At 50.9% G+C, this 13217-nt stretch carries 14 protein-coding genes; 5 read left to right on the top strand and 9 right to left on the bottom strand.

All coding sequences use genetic code 11. From position 1 onward, the window contains the following. On the top strand, window positions 1-1467 hold the full coding sequence (locus NWF35_RS03850) for a purine-cytosine permease family protein (protein ID WP_301237758.1): 1467 nt from the start codon (window positions 1-3) through the stop codon (window positions 1465-1467). Window positions 1468-2007: 540 nt separating this feature from the next. Here the strand turns inward: NWF35_RS03850 and NWF35_RS03845 are convergent. The 8 genes from NWF35_RS03845 to NWF35_RS03810 all read right to left on the bottom strand — a co-directional run bounded on the left by NWF35_RS03845 (window position 2008) and on the right by NWF35_RS03810 (window position 7819). Continuing rightward, window positions 2008-2436: a replication-relaxation family protein gene (locus NWF35_RS03845; RefSeq protein WP_301237757.1), complete on the bottom strand. Its 429-nt coding sequence runs from the start codon at window positions 2434-2436 to the stop codon at window positions 2008-2010. Window positions 2437-2780: 344 nt separating this feature from the next. Then, complete coding sequence (locus NWF35_RS03840) at window positions 2781-3047, bottom strand: hypothetical protein (protein WP_301237756.1); 267 nt, start codon at window positions 3045-3047, stop codon at window positions 2781-2783. A gap of 30 nt (window positions 3048-3077) precedes the next feature. Next, window positions 3078-3515 carry an ATP-binding protein gene (locus tag NWF35_RS03835; protein WP_301237755.1) on the bottom strand — a complete coding sequence of 146 codons (438 nt, stop codon included), beginning with the start codon at window positions 3513-3515 and terminating at the stop codon, window positions 3078-3080. After that, window positions 3484-3867 (bottom strand): hypothetical protein, encoded by a 384-nt coding sequence (locus NWF35_RS03830; RefSeq protein ID WP_301237753.1) that lies wholly within the window; start codon window positions 3865-3867, stop codon window positions 3484-3486. Before NWF35_RS03830 ends, NWF35_RS03835 begins: the two co-directional genes overlap by 32 nt. Continuing rightward, the gene (locus tag NWF35_RS03825) at window positions 3840-4097 is read right to left on the bottom strand and encodes a hypothetical protein (protein WP_301237752.1); all 258 of its coding nucleotides are present in this window, start codon (window positions 4095-4097) and stop codon (window positions 3840-3842) included. The genes NWF35_RS03830 and NWF35_RS03825 overlap by 28 nt, the downstream gene beginning before the upstream one ends. A 30-nt stretch (window positions 4098-4127) precedes the next feature. Continuing rightward, window positions 4128-4325: a hypothetical protein gene (locus tag NWF35_RS03820; protein WP_301237751.1), complete on the bottom strand. Its 198-nt coding sequence runs from the start codon at window positions 4323-4325 to the stop codon at window positions 4128-4130. 4 nt (window positions 4326-4329) lie between these two features. Beyond that, window positions 4330-6066, bottom strand: a complete 1737-nt coding sequence (locus NWF35_RS03815; protein WP_301237750.1) for an ABC transporter ATP-binding protein — start codon at window positions 6064-6066, stop codon at window positions 4330-4332. After that, the gene (locus NWF35_RS03810; protein WP_301237749.1) at window positions 6053-7819 is read right to left on the bottom strand and encodes an ABC transporter transmembrane domain-containing protein; all 1767 of its coding nucleotides are present in this window, start codon (window positions 7817-7819) and stop codon (window positions 6053-6055) included. Before NWF35_RS03810 ends, NWF35_RS03815 begins: the two co-directional genes overlap by 14 nt. 391 nt (window positions 7820-8210) lie before the next feature. Here NWF35_RS03810 and NWF35_RS03805 point away from each other — a divergent pair, with 391 nt between their 5' ends. Both NWF35_RS03805 and NWF35_RS03800 read left to right on the top strand, forming a co-directional pair. Then, a complete protein-coding gene (locus tag NWF35_RS03805) occupies window positions 8211-8522 on the top strand; it encodes an ArsR/SmtB family transcription factor (RefSeq protein WP_301237748.1) in 312 nt (103 codons plus the stop codon). A gap of 1 nt (window position 8523) precedes the next feature. Continuing rightward, on the top strand, window positions 8524-9489 hold the full coding sequence (locus tag NWF35_RS03800; RefSeq protein ID WP_301237747.1) for an SRPBCC family protein: 966 nt from the start codon (window positions 8524-8526) through the stop codon (window positions 9487-9489). Window positions 9490-9767: 278 nt separating this feature from the next. Here the strand turns inward: NWF35_RS03800 and NWF35_RS03795 are convergent, their stop codons facing one another. Next, on the bottom strand, window positions 9768-10292 hold the full coding sequence (locus NWF35_RS03795) for a GNAT family N-acetyltransferase (RefSeq protein WP_301237746.1): 525 nt from the start codon (window positions 10290-10292) through the stop codon (window positions 9768-9770). A gap of 218 nt (window positions 10293-10510) precedes the next feature. On the opposite strand from NWF35_RS03795, the gene typA reads away from it, so the two are divergent. Both typA and NWF35_RS03785 read left to right on the top strand, forming a co-directional pair. Continuing rightward, a complete protein-coding gene (gene typA, locus NWF35_RS03790; RefSeq protein ID WP_301237850.1) occupies window positions 10511-12337 on the top strand; it encodes a translational GTPase TypA in 1827 nt (608 codons plus the stop codon). A 151-nt stretch (window positions 12338-12488) separates the two neighbouring features. Next, window positions 12489-12983: a helix-turn-helix domain-containing protein gene (locus tag NWF35_RS03785; protein WP_301237745.1), complete on the top strand. Its 495-nt coding sequence runs from the start codon at window positions 12489-12491 to the stop codon at window positions 12981-12983. Window positions 12984-13217: the final 234 nt, after the last annotated feature.

The raw sequence follows: 13217 nt of genomic DNA, 5'->3' as shown, positions 1-13217 counted from the left end.
ATGAGCAAGTGGAAAGAATGGTTTCAGGGACCACAGGATATCACAAAAGCCGAAGCCATTGAGGATTATGCTATTGGCCGAGTGCCGAAACGGTATCGCTGGCCGATCCCGGCGATTATTCTCGTGTTATGGGGTAACTCGACTGCGATGTTTTTTTTCACTTATGGAGCGGAGTTCAGCTACTTAGTCGGTTGGCCTACCATGCTTGTTCCGATCTTGTATTTTTTTGTCGGAGCGACGGCTATTGGCGCATGTACGATGAAGATTGCGAGCAAGGAAGGGTTATCGATGAGCCTTCTCACTCGTGGCTTGGGTTTCGGGTATATGGGCTCAGCGATAACATCCTTAATTTACGCAATCAATTATATCTTCTATTTTATATTCGAGGGAACAATTGTCTCTCACGCGATTGCCAATGTTGCCGGCATTGAAATCAATTCGCCAGGTGGAATCGCTATTTTTGCCGCGATCGGATTGGTCACCATTTGGTTTGTGTGGAAAGGTATGACTTCGATGCAATTTCTGCAGACGTGGGGCGTACCGATTTTTCTCGCTCTTTTTCTCTTCGGGTTATACGAGCTGTCTGCCAACTATGATGTTATCGGTCCGGTAGGTTGGATCCCGAAGGATAAGATATCGGCTACTACCATGTGGACGGTCATGAATATGGCGAACGGGCAGGTGGTATTTCAGGGATTGTTAGCGACTGATTACGGACGTTTTGCCAAACCCGATGTTACTTATAAAGGAACAGCGACCATCATGATAGGGATGTTAGTACCAATGACCGCCGTCATTATTTTAGGTGCCATGTTAGCCCATACTTTGCTCCCGCACCTCAAAAACATCAACCCCTATGCGATGGCATCCGATCCCGGTTTTGTCTTCCCGTTTATCATGGGCTTCCTCGGCATGGTGTTTGTAATTGTTACCCAGATACGTATCAATGTGATGAATCTTTATTCAGGTTCACTTGCGCTTTCTAATACGATGGATATCGCGTTTCGTTTCCGACCAGGGCGCCAGTGGTGGATGTTGTTGATTTGGTTTTTGGGTGTGGTATTCTACGCGAGCAACGTGCTTCAGTACATGGGCACATTCCTTGCGATTACGGGCATACTGACGAATACGTGGATATTGATAATGCTGGCTGATTACTATATTTGTCGTAAGGTGATGCGACTAGCTCCGTCTGATTTTGTTGAGTACCGACAAGAGTATCTTCGTTCCTGGAATCCGGCGGGAATGATTTCGCTGTCCGTTGCCGTGTTGATCGGCGCGCTGGGTGTATTTAACGTTTACCCAATCTACTACGCCTCGTTTCTCTCCATGATAATTGGTCCAGTTTTGCATGTCATGATCTCGACCGCAAGCAAAGGTCGCTATTACTTTAAAACTTTCCCTGACGATGTTCAAACCGATTGGAACCCGCCTCCCTTCTATCAAGGACCATATGCTCAAGGATAAAGTGTTGTAGCTTATTTGAAGCTAAGCATAAACAAATGGCCCAGTAATTGTTGACGCGTTTCGTCAACAATTACTGGGTCGACCATTTTCATGGCGTTGACCATTCTTGCCCAACGGTTGTTCATTCCTGATTGTTCCGTAATCTCGTAAATCTTTAACATAGAGGCGACTGATCAATGTGAGGCAACGACCTTTAACTCCTTTGGGGGATGGTACTCCAATTCCGTTGACAGTGGCAAAGAAGCTCATCGGTTCTACAGAACCGTGAGAAAGAATATCCCACAATTTCTTTGTCATACGCGTCGATCACGGCGAACAGACAGCCCCACACGTCACCCCCCTCATAGAGCAAGCATAATTTGAAGAAGTAGGATAGAAGCGAATAAGAAGCAGGAAGCTCTTAGGAAGTCAAAGTCAACTCTTTGGATTGCATAAAGTCCACATCCTCCCCCTCAACAAAGAGCACCCCTGTCTCCGTAGCTTACAGTTTTCACTGATTCCCACTGTCTGGCGAGATATTGTCGCGTTTTTCATTTTCAGCTACCCCAAAACCGGATCCGTATTGTTTGTGAGGGTCAGGGAATAAACGTATTGGCGAAATTTCCGTTCCAATACTCGTGTTGGTTCTGTGTCATTGTTGAACTCGAGCCAAAACGATACATGGTTCAAAACAACCCAGGCATCAGGTCGGATCCGATTGCGGCGATCGAACTTCTCACCCAGGGCCTCCAGCAGCCGGGATAAGTAAGCTGTCGCCTCGGCCGTAAATAGCCAAATCAAACCTTCACGCTCAACTCCATTCTCAATCAACCGGACCAGTATTTCATTAATGCCAAGGTAATGTCGGATGTGAGCCTCTGGAGCCTCCTTGACATACAGGTTGTCGCTCTGCATCATTTCCTTGACGTAGCGAATTCCTGCTTTGTTGAGCGAATAGGCGCGTCTGTCCCCTTGGTGCCGAATCCGCAAGGAATAAGCATTCCAGATAACTTTGCTCCTCCGTTTCACGCTTGCGGATCCGTTGGAGATACCATTTCAGCTGGTTTTTATTCCAGCCGGTGAAGATAAGCATCTTTCGCTTCGTCGCGATCCCCATATCATACAGAACCGCCTTCAGTTGTTCATCGCCTCCAAAAGAAGGATGTCCGATCCAATGAAAAAGCACCGAGAAACAACCTCCTATTTTTTTACTAATACACCATTTATACCAGGCGATTTCAGACCTCTATTATCCCTTAGATAGAGAAATGCCACCCGTCTAAAAAAGTCGCTAAGAACGGAAAATAGAAGGCCTTCAGCGGGCCATTCTCGGATCAATAGTCCGCAATCTGTACCACTTTCCGTTTTTCCTCTTTTTCCTGCTTCTGTTCCACTACCTGGCGGATCGTCGGTACGGAGCTGTTCATGTACTCCTCAATGAAGCGATCCACTTCCTCTACCGGTTTTGCCTCCTGGGATTGGGCTAAGAGCTCCCTACCCCACTCCAATCTCCACTCCTGGGCTTTTCCTTTTTCACGGTTAAGATAGTTGGCAATCCGGCCGTCAAGCATGTAGAAGTGCGGCGGTTCGTTTTTGACCACACAGGTGGTAATGGTGCTGCGTTCATCCTTTTAGGTGCGGGTAAACACCGCCACATTCCGTTCCCGCAGCCTGGATAGGAATGACGCTTCCAGATGGCCGGACGTCATTTCTTCCACGTTTTTTGCCCCGGCCATCTGGGCACAGCTTAGGATCGTCCCCATCGAGCTTTTGATGGCGTGCTTCAGTTTGGGATCGGTAAACTGTTGCTCTTGGGTGATCAGTCCCAGCCCGAATCCAAATTTCCGGTCCTCGGCGATGATTTTCGCCAGTACCGGTACTTGGACCAGGTGGGCCTCATTGATCATCATGAGGTGAATCTTGGATCCGATCGGTCGCTGTTTGGCGGTGTTGTGGTATACGTGGATCAAATGACCCACGGTTGTTTTGATGTTGAAATTGCTCAAGCCCAAGATGTCGATCAGGACGATGTGGCCCTCATACCGGCGAACGTCCAACGTCCATTCCAACTGGCAATAGCCAGCGCATGGCCGGATTTTTGAGCAGCGGATCCAACCGGTTGAGGATCGGTTCAACCTCTTCTTTGAACTCTTTATCCTGTAGCTGGACGTTTTTCCAGAACCGCTTGACATAAGGGTCTTTCACCTTGGCGATCACCCGATTTCGGAACTGGTCATTCCGGAACAGCTCCTCGATTCCGAGGATCGTGTGAACCTGGTCGTCCTCTAACAGCGTCTGAATCGCCATGGACAACAGTCGCTTGGTACGGCTCAAGCTGTCGCTGTTGGGCACCGTGGACAAGATTACTTCTGCTGCGGACTCAGCTACTTCATTTAGTGGTACACCAGCTGTCTTATGCAACAATTCAACCCGATTGTATACGTGGCATCCGGTGTGATCGGGAAGCAATGAATCTTGTCCTCGGGGATGGTGATCCCTTGCTGTTTCATGTGGCGCAGCCGGTTTAGAATGATGGCGATCGTCTCCCGGGCTGGGTCGATGTAGGTAAACCCGGGCGTGGTGTCTGGCTCTTTGACCCACATCTCCAGGATGGATTGGATCATCTCCACCATCATGCTGGATTTGCCCATCCCTGGCGGTCCCGTGCAGATAAAGTTTGGTCAGCTGTTCAAAATCAGTGCCGGCCGTTTTTGCAACGGATGGATAACTTCGCCAATGAACACCCCGTCGTTCAATTCCCGATCAACCAGGGATCGTTGGCCCTTCGCAAGGTGAACCTGATATCCCCGCTCATCCCTGTCTGCCGGCTCCTGGTAAATCGGATGCTCCGCTGGCGGCAAGTAGAACAGGTTGGCCAACTCCTTATGATGCGGTGCCGTATGCCTGCAACAGATACATCTTGTGATAGAGTCCCTTGCGTGCGATCAGTTCGTCATGAGTACCCCGCTCCACAATCTCTCCCCGATGCAATACCAGAATCAGATCGGCGTCCTGGATGGTAGACAAACGATGGGCGATGGCAATTGTCGTCCTCCCCTGACGCATGTGCCGTAACGCCTGTTGAATTGCCTCTTCCGTCTCGGTGTCCACATGTGCGGTTGCCTCATCCAACACCAGAATTTTCGGCTCCCGTGCCATGATCCGCGCTAACGACAACAACTGCCGTTGCCCGCTTGACAGGGAGGCTCCCCGTTCTCCCAGTTCCGTCTCATATCCCTGAGGCAACCGACGGATGAATGTATCGGCCTGTACAAACCGTGCCGCCTGTTCCACCCGATCGTTCGTGATATCGGGATCCCCCATTCGAATGTTTTCCCTGACCGTACCGACGAAGAGAAACGGGTCCTGTAACACCAACCCCATTTGACGCCTCAGTTCCTTTTCGTCATATGCGGTGAGTGGAACCCCGTCGATGAGAATCTCTCCCTGCCGCAACGAGTAGAACCGCATCAGCAGATTGATGATCGAACTCTTGCCACTACCTGTGTGTCCGACCAGCGCCACGGTTTGACCCGGCTCTACTGCAAATGAGATGTTACGCAGGACATCGTGTTGTCCGTCGTAGGAAAACGTCACGTTGCGAAACTCGATCCTGCCATGGGTGATGACAGGTTTCTCATCCCCCGTTTTAACAGGAGCTAGATCGCCCTCGTCCAATAGTTGAAATACCCGTTCAGCGGAGATAATCGCATTTTGCGCCTGCGACAGCTTCAGCATAATCTGGATGAACGGCTCAAACAGTCGCTCCAACAGATTCAAAAAGGCGTACATCGTCCCGATCGATACCACTCCGTCGAAAGAACGGATGCCGAATAGCGTCAATACCACGATTAAAGCGATGAGGTAAATGGCATCGACGGCGGGGCGGAGCAACAACCCGGCCAATTGGATGTTACGCATGTGTGCCCCATACAGTTCCATACTACTTCGCTCAAATTCCCGCCGCATCCGCTGTTCTTGGCGAAACGCCTGGATGATGGACATCCCTTGGATCGTTTCATTCAATTTGGTGTTGATCTCACTCACCAAGTTCCGCACTCGCCGGTATACTTGGGTGCTAAAGTGCCGGTACGCCTGCATTACACCACCAATGAGCGGCAGGATGATCAGGCAGGCGGAAGCCAATTTCACATCCAGCACAAACAAAGCGACAAAGGCACCGATGATAAACACGATGTTTTGGATAAAAGTAGACAGGACGTTGACAAACAGATCCTTCACCGCTTCTGTGTCGTTGGTGATGCGGGAAATGAGCGAGCCTCCTGGCGTACGGTCAAAAAAGGACAGGCCCAGACGCTGCACCTTGGCAAAGACGTCAACGCGCAGTTGCCGTACCACCCACTGGGCGATCCGGTGAAACGACAACAGTTGAAAATAGGTTAACACGACCGAAATCACATGCAGGGCGAGATAGCCGGCAGCAAACCCCCACAATACCTCTGCATCCAGTTTGCGGGGTGTCAAATGATCGTCGATAAACCATTTGATCCATACGGGCCCGGCCACACTGGCGCCGGTCGCCACCAACAAAGCTACTATTGCCCATCCCAATTCCCTGCGATGAGGTCGGAGATAACGAAACAACCTACGAGCGACCATTCGCCTGTCCTCCCTTCTGCACCAGCGACTCCATCTGCTGCCGTCGATACATCATCGCATACCATCCATTTCGGGCCATCAATTCATCATGCGTGCCGGACTCCGCGATTGTTCCACCATCCAAGACGAGAATCAGGTCGGCATGTTCAACCGCACTCATTCGATGAGCGGCAATCCATGTAGTTCGATCGGTCAGATGACGGCGGAGCGCTTGCAGGATGTTTCGCTCGGTCTCCGCATCCACCGCAGACAATGCATCATCCAGGATCAAAACGGGCGGATCGAGCAGCAGTGCGCGGGCGATGGAGATCCGTTGCTTTTGTCCACCGGATAAGGTGACACCACGCTCGCCCACCATTGTCTCGTAGCCGCGGTCAAACCGGAGTATATCCTCGTGAATTCTGGCCAATCGAGCTGCGGCCTCGATCTCCTCGCGCGTCGCTTCCGGTTTGCCGAAAGCGATATTCTCCGACACCATAGTCGAGAAAAGGAAGTGATCCTGCGGCACATAACCAATGATCCCCCGTAGGACTTCCAATCGGTAGGCAGACAAGGGATGCCCGCCCAACCGGATAACGCCGTCCGTCACGTCCCACTCCCTGAGCAGCAAACGAAGCAATGTGGATTTCCCGCTGCCCGTCTTGCCTACCACCCCTACTGTCTGGCCAGGCTGTACATGCAAATGGATCTGTTGCAACGCGGGAGAGGTTTGCCCGGGATAGGTGAAAGAGTTGATGTGCACCTCCATTTCCGTGGAGGAAGTTCGGTCCAATGTCGCCTGCTCTTCGGTGGTCTCCGGTTTCACTTCCAAAAGCGAACGAATCCGATCGTACGAAGCGCTTCCCCGTTCCAGGATGTTGATCAGCCATCCGAACGCCAACATCGGCCAGATCAACCGCCCCAGGTAAATGGAAAACTGGGTCAGCTCACCGACGGTGATTTCACTCTGTACAACGTAGTAGGCACCGACTGCCACCGTCAGGAAAAACGAAAAACCGACGATCCCTGAGATGGTTGGCTCAAACAAGGCATCCACCCGGGCCACCGCGATATTTTTCTCCGCCACGTCGTGTGTCAGTATGCGAAACGCCTCCGTCTCCGCATCTTCCAGCCCCATCGCCTTGATCACCCGCACCCCGGAGATGTTTTCCTGCACTTTGTCGTTCATCGTGGAAAACGCCTCTTGCGCCCGGTGAAACCGCTCATGCAACAACCGACCGTAATGGCTGACGGCCCACGCCATCACAGGCAACGGCAACAAGGCGACTACCGTCAGTTTCCAGTGAATGGTGAACGCCATCGTGCAAACTACCAGACCACCCAATGTCAGCGAGTCCACCAAGGTCAGCACACCCTCACCCGCCGTTTGCTCTACGGCGCTGACGTCGTTGGTGGCATGCGCCATCAAATCACCCGTTCGTCTGCGGTGAAAAAAGGCGGACGGCATACACGTGAAATGATGATACAGCCGTTCGCGCAACAATTTGCCCAGACGCATCGACGCCCCGAATAACATGACCCGCCAGATGTAACGCAGGAAATAGATCAGCACCCCGGACAATGCAAGCAATGTCATCCATACCCCGATCATACTGGAAGTCAGCGTGTCGCTTTCGATGGCATCGACAATCACACCGATAACATAGGGAGGAAACAGTTCCAATAATGCAACGAGAAACAGCGTTAACACCCCAACGATGTAACTCCTTTTTTCCTGACGGAAAAACCACCCAAGTTCCCGGAAAATCCGCATGATCTCCCCCCTGTCCACGAATGAACGGCACAAAAAACCACAGGCACGCTAACGCACCTGTGGAATGATGGGCAACCGGCAAATTTGCCGTATCAGTTTTGAATTCCATCAGGGCGGTATTGTGCCATTCGCTTCCTTTGCTTGATTTTTCCCATCACCCGTTGCATGGCACATCCCCCCTTCATAAAGATACAATTGCAATTGTACTAAAAATTCGCATCCTTGTAAAGAGTTGTAGGATACAAAGGGAAATACCCAGTCTCGAGGGAATGATGAACGAGTTTCCGAATTCAGCTCAGATAACTTCATGTGGATCCCGAAAAAGGAAACCCTAAATCTAATGATTATTTATGTCTTGACAGTTATATAACCAATAAGTAATATAATAGCCATGAAAAACCTGAACATCTTCGAGGTACTGGCCGAACCCAATCGGCGGCGCATTTTGGATTATTTAAGAGTACGTGAACGTACGGTTGGGGAATTAGTCGAACAAACCGCACTGAGTCAACCCGGTGTTTCCAAGCATCTTCGGATACTCCGCGAAGCTGGGTTGGTGGAAGTTCGTCAGGAAGCACAAAAGCGCTGGTACCGTCTGCGTCCAGAACCGCTCGCAGAAATTGATCATTGGCTTGAGCCATATCGACAATTCTGGTCGAACAAATTGGATGCTCTTGAAAAATATCTTGACGAGGAGGAATAATGTGCTGGCAACTGTAGAGAGAATCGCTGGAGGGTACGTGGCACGCTTTGAACGCCATCTGAATCACCCTGTCGAAAAGGTTTGGGCAGCGCTTACCCAACCGGAGAAACTGGCCAACTGGCTTGCTGACGCGGTTATTGAAGAGCTAAAAGAAGGAGGGAAAATCGAACTCACTTTCAGTAAAACAGAGGGAAATGTGGTGGTCTGTACAATTACGGAGGTCAAGCCACATTCCGTATTGGAATACACTTGGGGTGATGATCGGGTCCGTTGGGAGCTGTATCCAAAGCAGGACGGATGTTTGTTGGTACTCAAACAAATCTTCTACACCATCAACGACCAAAGTGCCAAAGACCTTGCCGGTTGGCACGTTCACACCGATATACTTCTCTCGGTGCTTGAAGGTCAGCTTGTTGAATTTTCATACAGCCGTTGGGAAGAGCTGTATGGTAAGTACACCAAAATGTTAAGTTCCCAAAGGAAGAGCAATTATAATGTGCTGGCAACTGTGGAGAAAATGGATGGAGGATACGTGGCACGCTTTGAACGCCATCTAAATCACCCTGTCGAAAAGGTTTGGGCGGCGCTGACCCAACCGGAGAAATTATCCAAATGGTTTGCTGACGCAGTTGTCGATTTAAAAGTTGGTGGTACAGTTGAACTTACGTTCAAGCCGGTAGGAAACACCGTATCCTGTACCATTACCGAGATACAACCGCAAACGGTAATGGAGTACACTTGGGGCAATGATAAGTTGCGTTGGGAGTTGTATCCCAAGCAGGATGGATGTTTGCTCGTATTAAAGGAGTTCTTTTCCGTTCTCGACAACCATCGTCCAAGAGATCTTTCCGGTTGGCATACCATCATCGATATGCTTCCAGCAGTGCTTGACGGTGAACCTGTAGAATTCTCCATGACCCATGCGCAACAGGCCTATGATCGATACAAAGAAATGCTAAGTCAGTGAAGGGAGCATTGATTCCGTTTGCCCACAAAAAGAAACCCGCCCAGGTCTTCAAAACCTGGACGGGTTTTATATATCCAGCTTTTTATACTCCTCCTCGTTGTAATTTATTCTTGGGATGATCATCCGGTGGATTTGGCTTCTCAGATGGAACGTGGCCGCCTAGGTTTACTTCTTTGTAGAGCGCGGTTGGGACGAGCCAGATTGATATTTAACAGACACACGCTAACCAAGACCATCAATTGCGGCTATTTTCCGCTCCAATCCCAGGAGTTACCCTTTTATTCCACCACACGACCCAGCAGCACAAAATCGAAATACCACCCGTCGATCTGGATTGCCCTCTTCGACACCCCTTCCCGTTGAAATCCCATCTTTTCACACAAACGAATGGCTCGTACATTATCCGAACGTGTTCTTCCGTTGACCTTTCGAATCCCCGCCCGTGGACACCAATCCAGCAGTCCTTGGATCAACTTCGAACCAATTCCGTTTCCCCAATAATCCCGCAAGACGGCAGCTCCTGCCTCCCCTACATGCCGGGTACGTCGGGTAGTACCCCCGGTAAACGTTAGCGTACCCACAATCTCTTCTCCTGACTGGGCCACCAAAAACAGCGAATTGGAACGAGCGGACATCTCTTCGATGAATTGCTCTTCCTGTTCTACCGTCAAACTCATTTCATCCGGTTCCGATGACAAAAAATCCGACTCCATCGTCACCTGTTGAAGACAGGAAAGGATGGCGGCGGAATCCTTCCTTTCCGCTTCCCGAATCACGATCCGCTTTTGACGGTTCGGCTCCATTTCCCATTCACCTTTCCCGGATTTCACTCAAAATTTTGCCTGATTAATCCTATCCAATCTAGTTTTGTTTTTTATACGTTTCACAGTCCGTTTATTCCTTTCATCTCCCTCATCTGATTGCCTATGGCGTAATCCATCTCTCGTGTGATACCATGTCATTTAGTGAAATCCGCTATTTTAGCAGTGGAGGAGGCACAGGGGACAACCCCTTGACGGACATGAAACAACCGAGTCAGATTCGCAATATCGCTATCATCGCACACGTCGACCACGGCAAAACTACACTGGTCGACGCCATGCTGAAACAAAGCCGTATTTTCCGCGAAAACCAACAGGTGGCGGAACGCGTGATGGATTCCAACGCACTGGAACGGGAACGGGGAATCACGATTCTTTCCAAAAACACCGCCATCGAATACAAAGGGATCAAGATCAACATTGTCGATACACCAGGGCACGCCGATTTCGGCGGTGAAGTGGAACGCGTCATGAACATGGTGGACGGGGTTCTGTTGTTGGTCGATGCAGTAGAAGGTCCCATGCCGCAGACCCGGTTCGTGCTGCGCAAAGCCCTGGAACGGGGTCACAAAGCGATCGTCGTCGTCAACAAAATCGACCGACCCAACGCCCGGCCTGACGAAGTGGTCAATGAGACCTTCGATTTGTTCGTCGATCTGGGTGCGACGGATGAACAAGCCGACTTTTCCGTGATCTACACCAGCGCGATCAAAGGATGGGCCGGGACGGAGCCGGACCGTTTGGCGGATACGTTGGAACCGCTGTTTGAACGGATCGTAGCGGACCTTCCCGCCCCGAAAGTAGACCCGTCGGGTCCGACGCAACTGCAGGCGACATTGATGGGCTACGACGAATATAAAGGAAAAATCGTCATCGGACGATTGAACAGCGGGACGATCCGCCGCAACCAAAATGTCTTGTGGATGCGGGCTGACGGGACTTCCCACCCGCTTAAAGTGGCACAAGTTTTTACCCATCGCGGCCTGAACCGGATCGAAGTGGAGGAAGCCACAGCCGGTGATATCATCGCCTTGACAGGACTGGGCGACGTCGGGATTGGGGACACGATCGCCGACCCTGATGATCCGCGACCGCTGCCGCCAATCAAAGTGGAAGAACCCACCCTGCGCGTTACGATCGGAGTAAATACCAGCCCGTTCGCCGGACGGGAAGGCAAATACGTCACCTCCCGCAAACTCCGGGAGCGCCTCTATCTGGAAGCGGCCAGGGATGTTGCCCTGCGCGTCTCCGACACGGACTCGCCGGATGTCTTTCTCGTAGCCGGTCGGGGCGAGCTTCATCTTGGCATCATGATTGAAAACATGCGCCGGGAGGGATACGAATTTCAAGTCAGCAAACCGGAAGTCATCATGAAGCGGATCGACGGCCAGCTGTGTGAACCGTTTGAGATGGTGGAAATTGAAGTGACCAGCGAGCATCAGGGGGCCGTTGTCGAGCTGCTCGGTCAACGAAAGGGACGGATGCAGGATATGCAAATCCGGGAGGACGGGATGGTATTCCTTCAATATCTCGTTCCTACTCGGGGCTTGATCGGCTTCCGCCAGCAGTTCCTCACCGCCACACGCGGCGAAGGTGTGATGAACACCTTGTTTGCTGGTTATGAACCGTACGTGGGAGAGATTCAGACCCGCAATTTCGGATCGCTGATCGCGTGGGAATCGGGTGTGGCTACCACTTACGGGCTTCATGCCGCCCAAGATCGCGGTCAGTTGTTTATCGAACCCAACACCGAAGTATACGAGGGCATGATCGTTGGCCAGCACATCCGGGAAACCGATCTGGAAGTCAACGTATGCAAGAAAAAACAACTGACCAACTTCCGTGCCGCCGGATCGGACGACGCCCTTCGTCTGGAACCGCCGCGCAAAATGAGTTTGGATGATGCCATCGAATATTTAGCGGATGATGAATTGCTGGAAGTAACACCTGTCTCCTTCCGGCTGCGCAAACGCTACCTGACCAAAAGCGAACGAAAACGTGCGCAAGCGGTAAAAAAAGAAGGTTGATGAGCCACACATTGAAATTACACACGGCTCCGGTCCCACCGTTATGAGGGTGGGATCGGAGCCGTGTGCGTTTAAAATTTATTTCTCACTTTTCCGTCAAATGATATGATAGAATCATTAACCAAATCGTTTTTCCCAAGGGGAGAATTTGATGAAAGAATTCGACGTGATCCAAGTCGGCAATGTGATTCGAAAGGTGCGCAAAAACAAAAACCTGCGTCTCGAGGACCTGGCCGACGAAAACATCTCACCGGCCACAGTGAGCAACATCGAGCGCGGCGTTCCCCATGTCAGTCCCGATAAACCGTTGTATCTGCTGGACAAACTCGGGTTGACGCTGGAACAAATCCCGCAATTGTTGGAATGTGAAACGCACAAGGAAAACAAATTGCTGATCCGGTTGATGGCGATCGAATCCTCCATCGGATACGGCGACAGCCGCGAACTGTTGTCGGAATTGGACGGCTTGGGTATCGGGGACGACCACAAATTTGCACCCACTGTGTACTATTTGAAAGGAAAGTGTCATGTCGCCGACGGAAACTGGAAAAAAGCGGAGAAAGCGCTGTATAATGAATCCGACTGGCCAGTCACTACAAGACGGAAGAAAAGTACAACATCGAAGCTGCTTCATTCTGTGAGTTGAGCGTATGCAGTTACAGGCAGAACCAACTGGAGCATGCCCTTCAATTTGCTGAGAACGCTCTTAAGACATTTGTCGAGGACGAAGAACTTGACACTCCACACGGCTAAAGCCGTGGGATTCTTGAGTGGTTAACGCCCTCAGTCCATTTCTGTTTCGGGCAACCCTCAAGCTAAGGGGTGTGTCATCACCCCATCCCATGCAGTTCTACGTTTCTTGCCGTATGTACCCACATGG

This window comes from Polycladomyces subterraneus (assembly GCF_030433435.1).
Lineage (GTDB): Bacteria > Bacillota > Bacilli > Thermoactinomycetales > JIR-001 > Polycladomyces > Polycladomyces subterraneus.
The sequence above is the reverse complement of the archived record's forward strand: the minus strand, read 5'-3'. Positions and strand labels throughout refer to the sequence as shown.